We start from the raw sequence: 20563 nt of genomic DNA on the forward strand, positions 1-20563 counted from the left end.
GTTTGTGTGGGTACGTTTTCTAGGCCACACACTTTCATCGCGTGGCTAAGGCTACGTAAGATATGTTTTTGGTAAAAAAAGACCTCCAGCAGGAAACTTCTAATTATAAAAACTTTACCTGTTGGGAGTCTGTCGGACTTTGGGAATCGATAACGAAAATTTCCCCTCGCTTAGGCACTTTTGGAGCCTATTCATCAGAAGTTCGACAGGCTTCTAGTCATAGCTAAAGGGCAGGTATTGGTAGAGCCAGGTTTCGGTCAGTGTTCGATCTCCAAGTTTGAGAAAGAGGCGGAGATTGACCGGCTCCTTGCCTTCCACATAGAGATCGAAAAACGCTCGCCAGCTCCTCGTGCCGACTATCTGCAGCGCGTATTCGTTGTCGATTCGGCCCTTGGACGTGCTGATGACCGGTTGAACCTTGTCCAGCTTTTCGACCTCATTGAGCGGCCCACCCTCGAAGTCGATCACGAATTTCCGGCCGCCTTTCGGGCGCGGCTGCCCGGGAATACCTGCATTGCCGAGTCGGGTATGGTTGACCCGTGCGACGGCTTCTGACAGATAGGGCTCGGTTGCCACCCAATGGAGCCGGTAGGCGTAGTGCCACTCGGAGCCTGCCTGCACCGGTTCCTTCGGCAACCAATAGATGACGATGTTGTCATGGATTTCGTCGTCAGTCGGAATTTCGATCAATTGGATTTCGCCTTCGTTCCACTCACCTATTGGCTCGATCCAGACACTCGGTCTCCGGTCATAGAATACACCGTCATCCTCATAGTGATAGAAGGCGCGATCCCTCTGCAGCAGCCCAAAACCCTTGGGGTTCGTGTCGACGAAGCTGTTGGTCATGACGGATGTCGGGTTATTGAGTGGGCGCCAAATACGTTCGCCTGCGCCCGTCCACATCGCCAGACCGTCGTTGTCATGAATTTCCGGCCTCCAGTCCCTGATCTGATGGCGATTGTTCTCGGCATACCAGAACATACTGGTCAGCGGAGCGACCCCCAGGCGTTTGATGTCCTGGCGTGGATAGAGGTTGGCGTCGATATCCATGACAATCTGCTGGTTTTTAATACAGACCATGCGAAAAGCCCCAGTCACACTCGGCCCATCCAGCAGGGCATAGATCACATATTCCTTGCTGTCCGGGGCTCCTGGTTCCAACCAAAATTCGGTGAATCGTGGAAATTCCTCCGGAGTGGGGAGGGCCGGGTCGATCGCCACACCCCTTGCCGAAAGGCCGTATTGATTGAGTTCCCCGGAGCTGCGGAAATAAGAGGCGCCAAGAAACGCCATCCAATCAGTGGTCGCTCCTGGTCCATCTTGGAGGCGAAAGCCGGAGAAGCCAAGATCATCTGGGAAGATTTGGCCGAGACTGGTTCCGCTGAAGGTGTAGTACTCGGAACGGTAGAGAATTTCTCTGGATTGACCATCCTCAAGCGCATGAATCTTTACAGGCACTTTGAAATACCGGCCAAGATGGAAGAATTGAGCAGGAAAATTCACGCTACCGTCCTCGCCCAGGCCCCGCTCGCGTTTAAAGACGATCTGCTGAAAGGCGTCGTAGTCGATCGATTCCAAGACTTCGTCATGACGGACCAGCGGCTCCTCATAGGGCCTGGTGGCCATCGTCTTGGCGTGTTGCTTCAGCTCATCAAATGAGAAAGGTTTGGCCGTACCAAACTGGATTCCGTAAGTCCCGGCTCTACTTCGCGCCTGCGGGAGTCCAGCCAAGGCACCAAGAGCGCCCATCACCAAGAGGAACTGTCGGCGATTCAGCATATCCGGGCCACCGGATATGCTAGGAGATTCGAGGGGCAAGTGTTCTCCAGGAGCTGTTTTCTGTGCGAGAGAGGAGATACCGGTGCCGACACCACAGAATATTCCTCCAAAGTTTGCGGAGCACGAACAGGCAAACCCAAAATAGGGGGACTTTTAAGAAAACAGATACCCACAGTCATTTTTTGAACTCCGTTGAGGGTTCCGTTTCCGACCCTCGGTTGGACATTTGATGATAGAATATAACCGGATTTTGGGAGGATCAGATAAATACCAAAGAACTCATCGGAGGGTCAATCGGCGCGGGACGAGGATCGGAGGGGAAAATGCGAAAAGAACTCATGTGTGTGTGCGAATTTTGAAGATATTTTTAAGGAGGACTGAAAAACGCTATTCAGGATGGTCACACGAGGCACCATGGGAAGCATTCGAATGGCATTCTTCATGGCATCCCGTTCTCTCTTTACTCTTTTGGATTGATTTATCTGCATGACTCGCCTGGGTCGGTGGTTTTCCCATGAATAGAGAGAAACGCGGTTCAGAAAATTATCGGAATGGCGTTTGGAGATGATCATGAACAAATTGGTCAACAGGTCAATAGAATGTTCCCTCAAAGCATATTTTTTAGTTCCATTAATATGTAGAATGATGTAGACTACGACATCTTACTTCATAATTAAGCTGAGTTATCGTGTACCAGGATAGTGTCATGCCCCCAACGTCCTTTCCTGACATGCCTACCTGCCTGATTCAGGCAATTCCCAAACTATTTTTATATATTCCTCAGGATCAAGGCTTCCCTGATCCGAATCACGACGCCTTGAATATTAATTGAAATGCCATATACGGTGGATAGGAATGCCTTTTTGTTAAACAGATAGCCTGAAGATATGTAGAAGCCTTAGGCGCTCTAGAGAATATTGATGAAACAAAATGAGAAAGGACGCACAATGCGGAAAGCTCACATGAAGGTATTGCCTTTGGGGGCTATCGTTTTTGTCCTGGTATTGTTAGGTGGAGTGTTTCCGTCCATGGCTCAGGCCGTGGACCTTACCATTAACTTTATGGGTTCAGGGCCCGGAGGAAGGGTTGAAGGAAGTCCGGGGCCGCCGGATACAGATCCATTTAGTGTTTTCAACACCTCTTCCAAAACTGTTACCATAGCTTATGATACACCACCATCCTCCCCTGTTATCCTTACGGCAATAGGTACGGGACAAGGTGCAGATCGGTCCACATTTGCTGGTTGGCCCAGTTGCCCATCATCGTCTGGCAATACGTGCACGGTGGTGCTAAATACTAACCAGACAGTGACCGTGACCTTTGATCTGGTTTCGGTCACTCCCCCGGTCACTCCCCCTGTCAATCTTACTGTCAATTTTGCGGGAACGGGAACGGGACAGGTCAATGGAAGTGGGACAGGAACCGCTACATTCAATATATTTAGGAGTGGAACCATACCCTACGACCTTGTTCAACCACCTTCTTCCGTCACTCTTACCGCCACTCCGACTAGTTTCGGGGCATCCCTGTCAACCTTTGCTGGGTGGAGCGGTTCCGGGTGCTCAGGCACAGGCACGTGCACAGTGAGTATGTCGGCTGCGCGGACGGTGACCGCCACATTTACGCTCGTGCAACGGATATTGACGGTCACAAAGGCCGGGACGGGCAGTGGGACGGTGACTAGTGTGCCCGCGGGCATCTCCTGCGGGAACGACTGTACGGAGAGTTATGCCAATGGGACGTCGGTAACGCTGACGGCGGTGGAGAGTGCAGGCTCGACGTTTGGGGGCTGGAGCGGGGGCGGCTGTTCGGGCACGGGGACGTGTACGGTGAGTATGACGGCGGCGCAGGCGGTGACCGCGACGTTTACGCCCGTGCAACGGACCCTGAGGGTTACGAAGGCCGGGACGGGCAGTGGAACCGTGACCAGTGTGCCCGGAGGCATCTCCTGCGGGAACGACTGTTCGGGGAGTTATGCCAATGGGACGTCGGTAACGCTGACGGCGGTGGCGAGTACAGGCTCGACGTTTGGGGGCTGGAGCGGCGGCGGGTGTACGGGCACAGGCACGTGCGTCGTGACCATGACGGCGGCGCAGACGGTGACCGCGACGTTTGCGCCCGTGCAACAGACCCTGACAGTGACCAAGGCCGGGACGGGCAGTGGGACGGTGACCAGTGTGCCCGAGGGCATTTCTTGCGGGAACGATTGTATGGAGGGCTATGCCAACGGGACGTCGGTGACGCTGACGGCGGTGGCGAGTACAGGCTCGACGTTTGGGGGCTGGAGCGGCGGCGGGTGTACGGGCACAGGCACGTGCGTCGTGACCATGTCGGCGGCGCAGACGGTGACCGCGACGTTTGCGCCCGTGCAACGGACCCTGTCAATCACGAAAGCCGGGACGGGCAGTGGGACGGTGACTAGTGTGCCCGCGGGCATCTCTTGCGGGAGCGACTGTACGGAGGGCTATGCCAATGGAACGTCGGTGACGCTGACGGCGGTGGCGAGTGCAGGCTCGACGTTCATAGGCTGGAGTGGCAGCGGATGTGAGGCCACGGGCACGGGCACCTGCACGGTGAGTATGACGGCCGCACGGACGGTGACGGCTACCTTTACCCAGAATCCCGGAAATCAACCGCCGTCGGTAAGTGCAGGACCCTCCATCACAGTTGCACTGCCGAATACGGCTTCGCTGAACGGGACGGTGACGGATGATGGTCTGCCGGCTACCCCAGGGACGGTATCCAGTACCTGGAGTAAAGTGAGCGGACCGGGAACGGTGACCTTTGGTAATGCGTCGGCCCTGAATACAACCGCCAGTTTCAGCCAAGCGGGAACCTATGTGTTGCGGTTGTCTGTGACGGATGGTGAGTTCTTACGTAGTTCAGATTTGACTATTACCGCGAACAATCAGGGCGCAAGGAAGTTATCTAACGACTTGAACGCTGACGGAACGGCAGACCTCCTTTGGCGAAATAGCCTCAATGGGCTTGTGGTGGGCTGGCTCATGAATGATGCTGCGGTGACCACCACCGGTGTGTTGGGTGGTGTTTCATCGAATTGGCAGATCATGGGTACGGGCGATGTGAATGCCGACGGCCAGGCCGACGTGATTTGGAGAAATACGACGACCGGTGTCGTGGCGGTGTGGTTTATGAATGGGTTGACCCATACGTCGACGGGATTTCCCGGGAGCGCGTCCCTCAAATATGTAATCAAAGGAATCGGTGATGTGGATGGCAACGGGACCGCGGATCTTATCTGGCACAATAGCGTCAGCGGGGGTTTGGCTATCTGGCTTATGAACGGGTCGACCATTACCAAATTTGGGTTCCCTGGCAGTGCGCCTGTGCAATGGGAAGTCACCGGTGTCGGTGATGTGAATGCCGATGAAAAAGCCGATGTGATTTGGCGGAACACGACGACCGGGGCGGTGGCGGTGTGGTTCATGAACGGCTTGACCCATACGTCGACGGGATTTCCCGGGAGTGCGCCTCTCAGTTATGTCATTAAGGAAATCGGGGATGTGGATGGCAACGGAACCGCCGATATCGTTTGGCACAATAAGTTAAATGGTTCGGTGGCCATTTGGATTATGAACGGGCCCACTGTGGCCTTTGTCGGATTTCCTGGTGGAGTGCCCCTGGACTGGCAGATCACGGGAATGGGTGATGTGAATGCGGATGGTCAGGATGACGTCATTTGGCAAAACCGCACTAGTGGGGCGGTGGCGCTGTGGTTAATGAACGGGAAAGACGTCATGGATACCAAATTTCCGCGCGGCACCTCTACCGACTGGGAGATTCAATAAGGATGATCTCGTAATTTGGCACGGCTAAATGTTCAAGGCCAAACCGCAAACCCAAACATGGGCATGCTGGTTTCATTATAGCTCTACGGCGGAACTCGTGTTACTAAGCGCAGAGGGAGCCGGACTGTCAATCCCGCTGTTTCGACAGAATGCGAAAATTTAAGATATAAGCGGTAGGACAATATTTTGTTTTTTGTGGAAACCTCACATCTTCGGGTGTGAGGCTTTTTGCATGGAAAACCTTACCTCACTTTTCATTTTGCTCTCTTGAGGTTACGGGAAGAGACTTTCCCTGCGTATAAATGGGGAGGGTCTCTCATTGTAATTCTGTCGCAGGTTAACGCATCTCGCCGATATTGTTTTCGGGACAAATCCCTTGTTCCATTGCTGTTTGGTTTTCTCTTCCACGATGGTTTGCTCCCTCCTGCTAATTAATAAAAACGTGCTCGTCCGGTTCATGTGCCCTGCTTCCTGATCAAACCATTCCGAGTAGGATAAGGTCCGACTTTTTCACTCAAACCTGGTACCTTTTCTTCGGATCAAAGAAACGAATAGCCATTCGGTTCCTTCTGTTTTCAACCCATAATCTCCGTAATTTCCGGTTGAGTTTTAATAGAAAGGATGACGTTTTCGAAGAGTCTGGTAAGAAAATAAAGAAATGGCGAGGGAGGGAAAATCTGGAATGTGGTGCATGATTTTTAAGAATGGAATTGTCTATCCGATAAGGTTAGTCAACCTTGCTCATGTAATCTTTTATGTCAAATCAACTGATGTCGAAACAGATAATACCCTACCTACCCGGTCTGAGCCAGACTATCATATCCCTAATTCTGGTGGGGATGGTGGGTCTGTCTGTCCCGTCACAGAGCCATGCGTATAAAATCCAAATTGGTGTTTCAGGGCCGATTGGGGGAAATTCAGTTGTCGAGGAAAATGGACGTACTGAAATCCAATTGGACACGGGTCCGGTAATCGGACCAGACGGTGAAGCCGGCTCTGCCTATGCCACAGCTAATTTAGCCACTGGAACCCTCGCGCTTAAAGTGACCTCGACGACTCCAGATCAAAGTTCGCAAGAGGGCATGGGATTGGCCTCCATTCAAATCAATGATCGGTTGAGGTTTAGGTTGGATCCGGGCGTGGCCATTGCAAACATCAGATTTTCTATGAGGGTCGACGGGTTTCCCTCTTGTCGGGATTTGTCTTCCAATTGTTTTACCAATGCGATCATTCGTTTGGGAGAGATGAGTGACCAGGCTCTTGGGCTTCCTCTACCGGATCCAAAGGAATTGGAGGTTAGAGTCACAGTTGTTGATGGGCAGGAGCTACCCATTGAGGCGTTTTTATCGGCCAGGGTTGAGATGAATAACCTCATTGATGTCAGCGATCCAAGTGCGACTATCCGATTAATTCTGCCAAAGGGGGTAAGCTTTACCTCAGAATCTGGGGTATTCCTTGGCCTTCAGCCTCCTTTAGAGGAACCCTCTCCTCGTGCCCCTGTCAGTTCTGATCTCAATGGAGATGGCAAGGCGGATATTGTCTGGCGCAATGTGAGAACCGGTGAAGTGGCGGTGTGGTTAATGAATGGTGGTTTGATTGGTTCTTCTGGATTCTTGGGTGGGGTCTCATCCGATTGGCAGATCGTTGGAGTGGGTGATGTGAGTAATGACGGAATGGCTGATATTGTCTGGCGCAACACTCTAAGTGGCGCGGTGGCTGTATGGTTTTTGAACGGGTTGACGATCACGTCGGCCAGTTTCCCCGGGAGCGCTTCCTTGGATTGGGTAATTAAGGGAGTGGGCGATATGGACGGCAATGGAAGTGCCGATCTCATCTGGCACAATATGCAAAACGGAGCTGTTGCGGTCTGGCTCATGGATGGGCCCTCAATTAGCAGATTCCGTTCACTGCCCGGTGTGCCCTTAGCGTGGCAGATCGTTGGGATAGGTGATGTGAATGCGGATGGTCTGGCGGATATCATTTGGCGCCATAGCGGAGGGGTATCTGCTGTGTGGATAATGGATGAGGCGACGATCACCTCGGTGGGATTCCTCGGAGGGACCACACCAGCGTGGGAGAAAGCTGGCTTTGGTGATTTAAACGGAGATGGGACGACTGATATGGTCTGGCGTCATACTAGCACCGGGAAGGTGGGGATCTGGTTGATGGACGGAGGGGCAATTGAGGTATCCGGTTTTTTACCGGGTATGCCCTCGGGGTGGCGTATTGCGCAGGTTGGTGACGCAGATGGAGATGGAAAGGCCGATGTGATCTGGCATAATCGCAGTACAGGACAGGTGGCGGTCTGGCTCATGGATGGCCTGACCTTGTCCTCGACAGAATTTCCCGGTAGCACGTAGGTGATTGGTGCAAGGTTGGTGAGCGTAGAACTTTCGTTCGGTAAGCTTCTCTATCAAAGATCGTTACCTTGTCCCAACTTTTAATTCGCCCATTGAAAATGGGCAAATCCGATTCTTTGAAGCCTGCTCTAAATATCGTGGTTATTCAAATCCTTGTTGGGGAAAGAAATCCATTATAGTAGCGTTTTTCCCGTCTAAGAAGTTGATTCCCCTTTCCCCGGTTTGTCCTCCCTTTTGTGTGTTCAAAAACTTTCTGAATTGCTCGAGAGACGACAACCACGGGAAGGGTTGAGACAGATTTTTTCAGAGTGTGGGCACGAGCAGGCGAGTATCCAAGAATTGCGGGTTCTCGAACGACCATATTTCACGGGGAAAAAAAAGAAATGCCGACATTGAAGAGGCAGCCATTCAACCCAATATTCCGTTCCCCAATCCCTGCGTTGGAAATATGATGGAAGCGAATACCGAGGGTCACCGCCGTATTTTCTGTCACAAAATACGAGACACCCGGACCCGTTTGGAGGACAAAATTAAATTGCGTGCTTTGTTCGGGAATCCGGGGTCCCAGGTCCGTCCACAACATGCCTGCTCCACCATCCCAAAATGGCATCCACCGTCCAAAGTTGAGAAAATTATATTTCACCATTAACGAGCCTCCGAACGCTGAGGCGCTAAACGGTTGGTAATAGTGCGCAGCCAACGGTTCAATTAACACTTCGACATTACCGGAGGTCCAACCTGAGCTAATTTCATCCGTCAACACCAGACCCAATTGAGGTAGGAAATAGACGGCGCTGCGATTAGCTGACGGTTCATTACCAAAGGCGTTATTCCCTTGCCAATAGCCGGTGAGAAATCCGAACTCGAGGGTGCCCTTGGTCACACGATCTCTGGCATCAAAATCCACACCCCACGCGGTTTCAACCATACAAAGCATAAAAAGTATGCCAGTCATTTCGATGATGAATTGTTCCCTTTTGAATCCCTTAAACATTAAAATTCCTTTTTGTTTGTCTGAAAATCATTCCCATGAGTTAGTCAGAGAATTTGCAATTTAAGCCTCATTCAGCTTCCGGTTTCCGCAACTTCCTCGGGAGCATTGCAAGAAATTCTATTATCGAGCAGGAATTTCCCATAATTGGAACCAACAATTCAATGAACTTTTTAATCTAAAGGGTTACAATCTTTAGATTATTGAGGTCAAAAAAATGGAATCTTCCCCTTTATCCTTGAACTCGCCATCCAAGAAAGCAATGAAAGATCCCCTTGCGCGACTGTCCTTGGCCGTCCGCGAGTTAGATAAACTCATCAACCGGGCCAATCAACTGGCTCATCTTTCAGAACAAGCCCTCCCCATGGATCACTCAATCCAGCCTGAGCAGTGCATTCCACCCCAAAAGCCCTGCCGCCGATCGATTTAGTCACAGCAATTTTCCTCAATCCTCTTAAAATTCATTTCTTTCCTCTACCAAAAAGAATTCCCATTTTTTCCGTGATCAGGCCGTGAAAGTTCTCAACAAAATTCTAAGCAACTCAAACGGTCTCCCGAGAAACCTGGCAAGTGATCGCGCGGACAATGAGGGAGCCCTGCTTTAGATTAATTCCCAGGGCTTGTGAGTCTTGAGATTCTTGAGTCAGGTGAACTCAGAGGGAATTTGGCCGTGTTGCCGAATAGATGTTTGAGCCCCCGCTGCAGACAGGGATTCGACCCGGCTTCACTCAAGTGGATGGCACGTTTTCTGAAATTGAATCGCGTTTGTAATGTGGTGAGATGAATGACAGAGTTGAACGATGCTTGCTAAAGATTCCCCGGAATTACCAGACTAGGAGTATGAAGGGATTAATGAGGACAGTTGAAATGATCGATGCTGTCCCCTGGTTTACAATTATGGTTGCCTTGGCCAGCGTTCAGGTTGAGACTACCTGTGGTTGGCGTGCAGGGCTTTGGCTTCCAATGAAAGCGATACCGTGTCTTGGGTGGAAGAAGATGACGGATTTCCTTGGGGTTGGGGAACCACAGCTGCTTGGATGAGCGGAAGCGAAGCTTGGGTGAGAAAATTGGCGGCCGCTAACGCAAAAATTTCACTCATAAAGGTGTCTCCTTTCCTATCCTATAAGGTCTTGTCGGTTCAGTTTCCGGAATTCTTGACCGATTTTGGGCGGAAATTTCAGGAGCTCTGCCTCATATCATGCATGCGGGAATGATCAGGGAAGGCTGTCCTCTGCTGGCTATAAAATGCCGATGGCGTTCAATAGGACAATAAATACAGCAATTGGGGCGATGTAACGTACGAGGGACTGCCAGGCAAAGTAGAGGCTGGGATGATGAATGTTGAGTTCGGACTGGGTGCTTTCGGCCTTCATGAGCCACCCGGCAAAGAGGGCAATGAGAATCCCACCCAGGGGGAGCATGAGATTGGATGTCACAAAATCTAACAGGTCAAAAAAGGTTAAACCAAAAAACTTGATTTCTGCCCACCAATTGAATGACCAGACTGTACCGAGGCCAATCAGCCAGGTGATGACCCCTGAATACAAGGAAGCCTTGATTCGTGATAATCCAAACGTTTCAATGAGCCATGTGACCAGGGGCTCGATCAAAGAAATCGACGACGTCCAGGCGGCCACAAGCAGGAGAATGAAAAAGAGCGAACCGAAGGCAAGGCCGCCGGGCATGTTGCCGAACGCGACGGGCAGTGTTTGAAAAATGAGACCTGGACCGGAGCCTGGCTCCATATTGTTTGCAAATACGATTGGAAAAATGGCCATCCCGGCTAATAAGGCAACAAGGGTGTCAGCTAGGCCAATGATTATTGAGGTGGAGGCAATTGAGGTGTCCTTGGGAACATACGAGCCGTAGATCATGATGGTGCCCATGCCCAGGCTGAGGCTAAAGAAGGCTTGACCCATGGCTGTCAACATGCTTGCGCCGGTCAATTTGCTGAAGTCCGGGGTAAAGAGAAATTCCAGACCTTTTCCAAAAAACCCCGTGGTCATGCTGTAGGCGACCATAAGCAGCAAAAGGAGGAAAAGAGTCGGCATGAGAAATTGAATCGCTCTTTCCAATCCCCCTTTGACCCCACCTGCCACGACGGTCATGGTCAGGATCATAAATACCGTGTGCCAAATGAAGAGCGTCGTTCCGTTCCCTACAAAATTGCTAAAGGTGTCTGCAGCAAATTGGCCCGTCGTCCCGCTGAAAGTCCCGGCGCCTGATTTGAAAATATAGGCCAGCGTCCAGCCGCCAATGACACTGTAGTAGGAAAGGATCAACATGCCTGCCAAAGTGCCGGACCAGCCAACAATTTGCCACCATTGAGTGGTGTTGGTTTCTTCCGACAGCACTTGCATGGAACGAATTGGCGTGGAACGTCCTCTCCGGCCCAACAAAATTTCGGCCATCATCAAGGGGATTCCCAGGGCTGCCACGCAGAGGATATACACCAGGACAAACGCACTTCCTCCATTTTGTCCCGTGAGGTAGGGGAATTTCCAAATATTACCCAACCCCACGGCCGCACCCGTGGCCGCAAGGATGAAGGTCCATCGGGAGGACCATTGGCCATGCATGGATTGTCGATCGGAAATATTCATTGAGGATTGGAATTCTACCTGGAGATCCGGTGGAGTGTAGTGAAGGTGTCAGGCACTTTCAAGGTCCTTGGAGCATGTTTGGCGGAGAGATAATGCCTGACTTGAGATGTCACTCCTGTCTGACTATAGTGTCGTCTCCTCTGTCTCGATTGTGTTTTCTTTGGGATAAGTTGGAAGGATTGAATTGATGAGTGACGAGCAACGAAATCGGAAAGTGATTGCTCTGGCCCCCATGCCGCCGGAAAAATCTGCCTATGCCCTAGCTCGATATAGTCGTTCACCGGATTCTATTGAGGAAAGTCTGCGATGGGTCCATTCCCATTCTTCCGAAAAGTTTTGGGAGCAGTTTTATTTTGCCTATGGGCACGGTTCGATTGCCGATCTTGGGCATGCGACGGTGTGTTTCGAACATATTTCTGAACTGGCGGCTATTCGTCTTGAGGATGAACCTCTGTGGGATGGGCAAGCCAAATCCAGCCGCTATCAAAACTTTGCGGCAGCCGGCTGTTACGTGCCTAGCGAGATTGCTAATACGGAAATCGAAGGGGAATATCGCGGCATCCTGGGCAGCCTCTATAACATTTATCGGTTGTTGAAAGATCCGATCCAAACCCATTTGGGGAAGCGATATCCCAGGCCGGAGAGTATGAAATCCGCAGATTACGATCGAACCCTCAGTGCTCGAACCTATGATGTCATTCGCTATCTGCTTCCACTGGCGGCGATGACGAATGTGGGGCAGGTGGTCAGTATTCGCACATTGGAAAAGCAAATCACGCGGTTGCTGTCTGCTCAATTGCCGGAATTAAAGGGAATTGGAGAAGATCTGAAGGCTGCATGTGCCAAATCACCCTCAACGGTATGGGCCGAGTTGCAGCAAGAAGAGACCAAAGGGTTAGAGGCCTTGGCGCCGACCTTAGCCCGGTATGCAGGGGCTAACGAATATCAAGGTTCGGTATATAAGGACGTACTTCGCCAGGTGAAAGGGCGACTCAAACAGGCTGGCTATGATGATCCGCAATCCTGGAAAGGAAGGGATCAGCCGGTTGATTTGCTGGAACCGCATGCGCCATTAGATGAATTAGTGACGACGCTGGTATACCGAGTGAGCCATGCCCCTTACCGGTTTCTCCTTGAGTGGGTACAAGAGTGGTCGGAAAAAGAGAAACAGGAAGTGGTCGATGCCGCGCTACGCGGTCGTGGTCCTCATGACGATTTGATAAAGGAATTCCGCTCCGGATATGCCTTTATCTTTGACATTCTGATGGATATCGGTGGGTGGAGGGATATGCACCGGCACCGGCGTTGTCAGCAGATTCAGCAAAATTTTACGACGATTCATGGGTACGAGGTACCGTCCGTTTTATCGGAGGCAGGAGTGGAGAGAGAATATCGGCAAGCCATGGATGCCGTGCGAATGGATATAGAGCGGTTGCGTGTCAGTAATCAGGAGGCGGCTCTCTATGCCATTCCATTTGGTTTTCGTGTTCGGTGTTTGTTTAAAATGGATTTTGCTGAAGTTGAGTATATTGCCAAATTGCGGTCCGGGGTAAAGGGCCATTGGTCGTATCGAACCGTGGCCTGGCTTATGAAACAAAAGATGCTTGAGCGACATCCGTATCTAGGCAGCCTCATGGAGGCCACGTCGCCAGATATTGAAGATTCGCTGACACGGTAGCGAATGAATAAGCATTATTGAACTCGATTAGGATTAAAAGGATGTGGGCATGAGTATAGATTTTGAGCATGTAATTAATGACGCCATTTGCCAGGGAGCATGGGATGTGGTCTACGCAGAGGCACGAAAGTGGTCTGGACAGGCTGATTGCGGGCCGTTGCCCTATTTCGCGCTGAATGTCGTGTGCATGTTGCGGGGAGATTTTGCCGAAGCGTGGAAGATCTATCCTCGGGCTTTTGGAGAAGAGGCCGATGTGCAACTGCTTCAGGAATGGATGGCACGCTTGCGGGTTCAGGGGTCAGATGCGCCGAATTTTTTGTTATTTGAAGGAGTGTTTTATACACAATCCGGAAGGTTGGAGGAGGCGGTGGCCAGTTATGAACAAGTAGGAGCGTTGGCTCCCGACTCTCCCTATCCATACTTTTTCCTGGCGCAAATTTATCAGGCCAAAGATCGCATCGATCAGGCCGTTAAAGCCTACCGCGAAGCAATTAAGCGGGACCCCTCTTATGTGGCCGCTCGCCTCAAACTCGGGGTGGCCTATCAGGATCAAGGGCAGTTGGAGATGGCCATTCCACAATATCGGGAAGTCCTGAAGCTCCGTCCCGATGATGCCTTTGGGCATACCAATCTGGCCTGTGCCTTAGCGGAACAAGGTAAAATTGAGCCGGCGATTGAAGAATATAAAAAGGCGTTGCAGATTGATCCTCATGATGCTGAAGTTCATTTCGCCTTGGGAGGCCTTTACGAAAACAAGGGGAGACTGGATTTGGCGAAACGACAGTACGAAGAAGCCCTTCGGCTGGAACCAAACTTTGCGCCGGCCGCGACCGCGATTGGCTGGTTTTTATATGATAAGGGGCAAGACGATTTTGCCATGGATTATTTCAGTCGAGCGCTCAAAGCAAACCCAGATGATGCCCAAGCGACATTCGGGGTTGGCCGTATCTATGAAGAAAAGCGCAAGCCGGAATTGGCGGTGCAGCATTATCAGCGGGCACTGACTTTAGAAAAAGACCCGGATAAGAAGATGCGCATTCTCAATTTTATGGATAAATTGCTTGGATAAATTAGATAAAAGGGGACGGACAGGCATCAGGCATTCTTCGAAAGCGATGTGAAGTTATCCCTGCCGAAAAAACTCTTGAATGGCTGATATTTGAGGATTGAGGTCTCCGGTGTTTCGTACTTCCCGGCGTAACTGCTCTTGTAGGTAGGACGAGTATCCCACCTTGTTGAGGAAAAAGGCGAAAAATTGATCAGGTGGAAGCGCAGTCTGGGTTCGCAATTCCTCAACAATGTCATCACTGATGGGGATCAAAGTACTCCCGATGTGGAGGATGACTTTATAATAATTCCCGTCCCCCCGTTGTTCTAATCTCAGACCCGTTTGTGTTCCCAAGTTGTTCTCCAACCTTCTTGAAAATCTATGAAAGCCGTCTCCAATCGCCGGTCATTGTAGGGTATCCAAAATTGGAATAACAAGGTTGCGTCCTCTTCTTGACTGGTTTAGGACCCTGTGCTAGCGTAACCTCTTTTTCACCCTGGTGAGGATTGTAATTCAATAGGTATGACGCCAGTTTAGGCATGGAGGACAAGTCAGATAATGTCGCGGATATTCAACTTTAGTGCGGGTCCGGCGATCTTGCCGGAAGAAGTGTTAAAGCAGGCTCAGACCGAATTGCCGGATTGGCGTGGGTCTGGTGCATCAATCATGGAAATGAGCCATCGTGGGAAAGAGTTTGTCTCGGTGGCTGCAGAAGCCGAGCAAGATGTCCGCGATTTATTGGGAGTACCTGCTAATTATAAAGTGCTTTTTTTGCAAGGCGGGGCGTCCACGCAATTTGCCACCATTCCCATGAATATTTTACGTGGGAAAAGTAAAGCTGATTACATTTTAACCGGTGCGTGGGGCAAAAAAGCTGTAAGCGATGCAAAAAAATACTGTGTGGTCAATGTTGCAGCATCTTCCGAAAGCGATAAATTTACGAGTATTCCGCCATTTGAAGGTTGGGCATTAAGTCAGGATGCCGCCTATGTGCATTACACGCCCAACGAAACGATCGGTGGGGTTGAATTTCACTGGGTCCCAGATACCGGCGAGGTGCCGTTAGTTGCCGATTTTTCATCCACTATTTTATCGCGTCCCATTGACGTCAGTCGCTTCGGAATCATTTATGCTGGCGCACAAAAAAATATTGGCCCGGCCGGATTGACATTAGTGATTGTGCGGGACGACCTCATTGGGAATGCGTTGCCGATTACCCCAAGCGTGTACGATTATGCCAAACAAGCAGAAGCGGATTCTATGTTGAATACACCGCCAACTTATGCCGTGTATATTGCCGGATTGGTGTTTAAATGGTTAAAAAAACAAGGTGGGCTTTCGGCGATGAGTGCCATTAATCAACGGAAGGCTGGCAAACTCTATGCAGCAATTGATGGGTCTAGATTTTACCGGAATCCCGTAGAAAAGGCCTCTCGATCCTGGATGAACGTCCCCTTCGTCTTGGCCAATCCGGATTTGGATAAGGCCTTTCTTGCAGGAGCGACAGAGGCAGGATTAACCACACTTGAAGGCCATCGATCTGTTGGCGGAATGCGGGCCAGTATTTATAACGCGATGCCTGAAGCTGGCGTTGATGCGTTGATTGATTTTATGGCGGATTTTGAGAAACGCAAAGCCTAACGTCTCCTCGGAAATCCGGTTGCGAATGACTCGCCAACATACAAAATAAATATACAAGACAGATAATAGTCCGGATATGTTTGCGACAACCCTGCGTGTGGGAGATGCCACAAAAAATGGCATGACTGCTAAAGATTTCCCTGTGAAAACTAAAGTGGGGCCTCCCCTATATTTGGAGATACTATGAATATTTTAGTGAGTGACAGCCTTTCCCCTAAAGGAGTTGAAGTCTTAGAGCGGGCCGGATTTTCGGTGGATGTGAAAACTAAGCTCACGAAAGAGGAATTGCTTCAAGAAATACCCAAATATGAAGGTTTAGTTGTTCGGTCTGCAACCAAAGTCACTAAAGACGTGATTGAGGCGGGCAGTCGTCTTCGTATTGTGGGACGTGCCGGAACCGGTTTGGATAATGTTGACAGTGAGGCGGCAACCCGGCGCGGCATTGTGGTCATGAATACTCCAGGTGGAAATACAATTACCACTGCGGAGCACACAATGTCGATGATTGCGTCGATGAGTCGAAAAATTCCACAGGCGACCATGTCCATGAAGGCAGGAAAGTGGGAAAAAACCCGGTTCATGGGAACGGAACTCTATAATAAAACGTTGGGGTTGGTGGGGTTAGGCCAGATTGGGTCGTATGTTGCAAAACTGGCCCAGGGGTGGTCAATGAATGTCATTGGCTATGATCCCTATTTAGCCGTGGAGCGGGCCAAACAAATGGGGATTGAGGTTGTAGACTTAAATGAATTGTTCCATCGTTCTGATGTGATCTCGGTTCATACGCCCTTGACCAATGAAACGAGGGGCCTCATTAATACCGAGACCCTAGCAAAGATGAAAGATGGGGTCATGATCGTGAATTGTGCCAGAGGCGGTATCATTAATGAACTGGATTTATGCGAAGCGTTGAAATCTCAGAAAGTGGCCGCGGCGGCCTTTGATGTGTTTGAAAATGAGCCAGTGGATCCCAAGCATCCTCTCATGGATCTTGATAACTTCATCTGCACCCCTCATATAGGTGCTTCTACCGAAGAAGCTCAAGAGAATGTGGCAATTGGAATTGCTGAACAATTCGTTGATTATTTCAAGCGAGGTATTGCCAGAGGGGCTGTGAACGTTCCCTCTGTGGCCCCTGAAGTGCTTCCCCAACTGCAGCCCTATTTGGTCTTGGCCGAACGTATGGGTCGATTTCAGGCCCAATTATTAGATGGAGGGATTAAATCCGTTACCGTTGAATACTTTGGTGAAGTAGCTCAACTGACCGTGGCACCCGTGACCGTCGCTGTGTTAAAGGGCCTTCTCTCTCCTATTTTGGAAGATGTCATCAATTACGTGAATGCCCCTATCGTGGCAAAAGAACGTGGTATTGAAGTTAAGGAAGTGAAGAGTAGTGATGCCGGAGACTTCTCCAGTTTAATCCGGATCAAAGTCGAAGCTGGTTCTCAAACGTATTCCCTGGGTGGAACTCTTTTTCATCGTCAAGAACCGCGTTTTGTCGAAATAAACCAATTTCAGGTTGAGGTGGTGTCGGAAGGCCAAATGATTTTGATCGATAACGTGGATCGCCCCGGGGTAATTGGTATGGTTGGTCAGATTTTAGGCCAGCATGATGTCAACATTGCCAGGATGCAATGCGCCAGAGTCGAGCGTGGTGCATCAGCACTGCTGATTATTGGTCTGGATGCCCCGCTTGCTTCCGCCGTGTTGGATCTTCTCAAGAAAGAAAAAGATATTCTGTCCGTCCGCATGGTTGATCTCAGCTAGCTTGACGGCTTCTTTCTGCAGACTATCTTAGCCAAACTTTTCGAGTTGGCAGGTTCGCTTCCATACGCCTCATGAAACCACTCCGCTCGCTTATTCCCATTGGTACAGCTACATTACTTCCCCATACGGCGCAAAGCGTCCGGTGGTTGGAAGAGCAATTGTTGGCTCATTGTTCCACCTGGGGCTATCAGGAAATCATTCTCCCCACCTTTGAGTATCTTGATGTATTAGCCGTGGGCTTGGCTCCTGAAATCCTGGAGAAATGCTATAAATTTGCGGATTGGGGGTCAGGCCGAATTCTGGTCTTGCGACCTGATGCGACCGCTCAGATTGCTCGGATGGTGGCCATGGGCCTCGGAGGAAATGCTCTTCCCTTGCGGTTTTCCTATCGGACCACAGTTTTTCGGTATGAACCGGAACATCGTGGACGGGACCGTGAAGTATTTCAGGTCGGATTTGAACTGCTTGGCAAGGATACTTCTCAAAGTGATGCTGAAGTCGTGACTTTATTGGCGGGGCTTCTGGGACGAATTGGGTTGCCAGAATGGAAAATTTCTCTTGGTCATGTCGGATTTTTTAAGGCGTTGTTGGCCCAATCCGGTTTGTCTCTCAGTGGGCGAAAGCAGGCAGAAATTGCGGCAGCCCATAAAGACCTTCCTCAGCTTGAAAAAATTTTAGAGACTGAACGGTTATCTCGTTCCAAGGTAAAGGACATATTGCAGGTGCCCGAACGGTACGGCCGTGACGAAGTGCTGGAATGGGGAATGCGAATTGCCGGGAAGGATGCGCAATTGCTTAAGCCCTTACAACGTCTGATGCAGGTGTACCGGCAATTAATCGCAAACGGCGTGCAAGATCATATTCTTTTGGACCTTGGGGAGTTTCGTGGTTTTGACTATTACGATGGTGTCGTGTTTGATGTTTTTACCTCTACGTTCGGCAGTGAAATCGGTGGAGGAGGGCGTTACAATCATTTGGTTGGGCGGTTTGGCCGGAACCTTTCTGCCATTGGATTAGGGTTGGATTTGGACCGCGTGTTTTCCGCCTTGGAGCGGGGAGGAAAGGTGGGCGGCAATGGATTGAAGTCTGTCAGAATTTTTACTTCTCCTCTTCAGTCCGAGGCATCCTTTGCTCTTGCTCAGCGATTACGGGGGGCTGGGATTTGTGTGATTGAAGAAATGATAGAAGGTTCTCCAAAATCGGCTTTGAGCTGGGTTACCAAAGCTGTTCGGCGTCGAGGGGTGCCGTGTGCAATGATTTTTGAAGAAAAGACATCCACCCCGCAATCGGTGCTCTTATTAGAATTCACCTCTTTTTCTCAAAGGCCCCGGCAAACCCGGATGCTAGTTCAAGAACTTCCTCAACGGTTACAAGCATTCAGCCATGGCAATATCTGAAGCGCCAGAGATTCGAGTCCCTCCCCAAAATCTCGAAGCGGAACAATCCGTTCTTGGCGCCATTCTTCTTGATAATGCGGCGCTTAATCGAGCGATGGAAATCTTGTCGGAGGATGACTTTTATCGAACGGGCAACCGGATCGTGTACCGTGGCATGGTGGCATTGTCAGAGAGGAATCAACCTGTTGATCAAATTACTCTGACAGACTATTTGCGAGGGACCGGCGAACTCGACCAGATCGGGGGCGCTTCGTATATTGCAGAAATCGTACAGGTGGTTCCCAGTGCCGCCAATATCCGTTATCACAGTAATATTGTTCGAGATAAATCCTTGCTTCGTGGCCTTGTTCAAACTGCCACCGAGGTGGCCATGCGAGGCTATGAGGGGACGACGGGGACGAATGAACTCCTTGAATTTGCCGAACGGGAAATTTTTCGATTGGCCCAGGGGCATTTGGGAGGAACTTTTGCGCCTGTCAGTAGTATCATTAAGGATAGTGTTGAGATTGTTGACCGGTTGTATAGCCGAAAAGAACGGATCACCGGAGTGCCCACCGGCTTTTCGGACTTGGATAATATGCTGGCTGGGCTTCAACCATCTGATTTAATTATCGTGGCGGGTAGGCCGAGTATGGGGAAGACCAGTTTGGCCTTGGGGATGGTCGAGTATGCTTCTCTTCGATCCAATGCCGTAGTCGGAATCTTTAGTTTAGAGATGTCTCGTGCGCAGCTGGTTTTGCGTATGTTGAGTTCCCAGGCGTTGTTAGACTCTCATGCTCTCCGGACTGGACAGTTAACCAAACATGATTGGGTAGCCTTAACTGAGGCAGCGAGTCGGCTGGAGCAGGCCAGGATTTTCATAGACGATTCTGGAAATTTAACTCTTCAGCAAATGCGAGGGAAGGCTCGACGGTTGAAAGCCGAGCATGGGTTGGACCTCCTCGTGGTCGATTATTTGCAATTGATGGAAGGGCGTGGAGATTCAGAATCTCGTCAACAAGAAATTTCGGATATTTCCCGGGCCTTGAAAGGATTGGCAAAAGAATTGAATATTCCTGTGATTGCCCTTTCTCAGTTAAGCCGGGCGGTGGAAAATCGAAAACCGCCCATCCCCGTGCTGGCTGATTTGCGCGAGTCGGGTGCGATTGAGCAAGATGCCGATGTGGTGATGTTTATCTATCGCGAGGAGGTCTATGAGCCTGATACTGAGCAGAAAGGCATTGCGCAAATCCTGGTGAGAAAACATCGGAATGGACCGATTGGAGAAGTGGATCTGCAATTTCATGACCGGTATGCCAAATTTAATAACTTAACGAGAGAGAGACAGGCTGGTATAGTATAAAGAAATTGTTGAGGGACGGTATATGAATTCTACAACTGTGCAAGCTATGGCGAAGAAGGTTAGGTCAGGACGGACATTCCCAATGTGGTTGGGTCGTCTGAGAACCCTTTTGTGGGGAATTCCACTGCTGGTGGTGTCCTGCGGGACA

The 20563-nt window shown here is 50.4% G+C and carries 14 protein-coding genes; 9 read left to right on the forward strand and 5 right to left on the reverse strand.

The features are described from left to right. Positions 1 to 213: 213 nt before the first annotated feature. A complete protein-coding gene (locus PP769_RS06095; RefSeq protein ID WP_312646057.1) occupies positions 214 to 1779 on the reverse strand; it encodes an OpgD/OpgG family glucan biosynthesis protein in 1566 nt (521 codons plus the stop codon). 962 nt (positions 1780 to 2741) lie between these two features. Here PP769_RS06095 and PP769_RS06100 point away from each other — a divergent pair. Continuing rightward, positions 2742 to 5588 (forward strand): InlB B-repeat-containing protein, encoded by a 2847-nt coding sequence (locus PP769_RS06100; RefSeq protein WP_312646058.1) that lies wholly within the window; start codon positions 2742 to 2744, stop codon positions 5586 to 5588. A 755-nt stretch (positions 5589 to 6343) separates the two neighbouring features. Further along, positions 6344 to 7948, forward strand: a complete 1605-nt coding sequence (locus PP769_RS06105; protein ID WP_312646059.1) for an FG-GAP repeat domain-containing protein — start codon at positions 6344 to 6346, stop codon at positions 7946 to 7948. Positions 7949 to 8312: 364 nt separating this feature from the next. Here the strand turns inward: PP769_RS06105 and PP769_RS06110 are convergent, their stop codons facing one another. Further along, a complete protein-coding gene (locus PP769_RS06110) occupies positions 8313 to 8885 on the reverse strand; it encodes an acyloxyacyl hydrolase (protein WP_312646060.1) in 573 nt (190 codons plus the stop codon). A 316-nt stretch (positions 8886 to 9201) separates the two neighbouring features. Here PP769_RS06110 and PP769_RS06115 point away from each other — a divergent pair, with 316 nt between their 5' ends. Next, the gene (locus PP769_RS06115) at positions 9202 to 9369 is read left to right on the forward strand and encodes a hypothetical protein (protein ID WP_312646061.1); all 168 of its coding nucleotides are present in this window, start codon (positions 9202 to 9204) and stop codon (positions 9367 to 9369) included. A gap of 498 nt (positions 9370 to 9867) precedes the next feature. Here PP769_RS06115 and PP769_RS06120 read toward each other — a convergent pair whose 3' ends face one another. Next, positions 9868 to 10038 (reverse strand): hypothetical protein, encoded by a 171-nt coding sequence (locus PP769_RS06120; protein ID WP_312646062.1) that lies wholly within the window; start codon positions 10036 to 10038, stop codon positions 9868 to 9870. A gap of 139 nt (positions 10039 to 10177) precedes the next feature. Beyond that, a complete protein-coding gene (locus PP769_RS06125) occupies positions 10178 to 11542 on the reverse strand; it encodes a sodium-dependent transporter (protein WP_312646063.1) in 1365 nt (454 codons plus the stop codon). A gap of 187 nt (positions 11543 to 11729) precedes the next feature. On the opposite strand from PP769_RS06125, the gene PP769_RS06130 reads away from it, so the two are divergent. Then, positions 11730 to 13220, forward strand: coding sequence for an FAD-dependent thymidylate synthase (locus tag PP769_RS06130; RefSeq protein WP_312646065.1), 1491 nt, complete (start codon positions 11730 to 11732; stop codon positions 13218 to 13220). A 49-nt stretch (positions 13221 to 13269) separates the two neighbouring features. Next, a complete protein-coding gene (locus PP769_RS06135; RefSeq protein WP_312646066.1) occupies positions 13270 to 14289 on the forward strand; it encodes a tetratricopeptide repeat protein in 1020 nt (339 codons plus the stop codon). A gap of 54 nt (positions 14290 to 14343) precedes the next feature. Here PP769_RS06135 and PP769_RS06140 read toward each other — a convergent pair whose 3' ends face one another. Next, positions 14344 to 14622: a hypothetical protein gene (locus PP769_RS06140; RefSeq protein ID WP_312646067.1), complete on the reverse strand. Its 279-nt coding sequence runs from the start codon at positions 14620 to 14622 to the stop codon at positions 14344 to 14346. A gap of 204 nt (positions 14623 to 14826) precedes the next feature. On the opposite strand from PP769_RS06140, the gene serC reads away from it, so the two are divergent. From serC to dnaB, 4 genes are all read left to right on the forward strand, one after another. Then, positions 14827 to 15909 carry a 3-phosphoserine/phosphohydroxythreonine transaminase gene (gene serC, locus PP769_RS06145; RefSeq protein WP_312646068.1) on the forward strand — a complete coding sequence of 361 codons (1083 nt, stop codon included), beginning with the start codon at positions 14827 to 14829 and terminating at the stop codon, positions 15907 to 15909. 183 nt (positions 15910 to 16092) lie between these two features. Beyond that, positions 16093 to 17676, forward strand: a complete 1584-nt coding sequence (serA, locus tag PP769_RS06150; protein ID WP_312646070.1) for a phosphoglycerate dehydrogenase — start codon at positions 16093 to 16095, stop codon at positions 17674 to 17676. A 71-nt stretch (positions 17677 to 17747) separates the two neighbouring features. Then, positions 17748 to 19073 (forward strand): ATP phosphoribosyltransferase regulatory subunit, encoded by a 1326-nt coding sequence (gene hisZ, locus PP769_RS06155; protein WP_312646072.1) that lies wholly within the window; start codon positions 17748 to 17750, stop codon positions 19071 to 19073. After that, positions 19060 to 20415 carry a replicative DNA helicase gene (gene dnaB / locus PP769_RS06160; protein ID WP_312646074.1) on the forward strand — a complete coding sequence of 452 codons (1356 nt, stop codon included), beginning with the start codon at positions 19060 to 19062 and terminating at the stop codon, positions 20413 to 20415. Before hisZ ends, dnaB begins: the two co-directional genes overlap by 14 nt. Positions 20416 to 20563: the final 148 nt, after the last annotated feature.

Origin of the sequence: Candidatus Nitrospira allomarina (genome assembly GCF_032050975.1) — a bacterium.
Classification (GTDB): domain Bacteria; phylum Nitrospirota; class Nitrospiria; order Nitrospirales; family UBA8639; genus Nitrospira_E; species Nitrospira_E allomarina.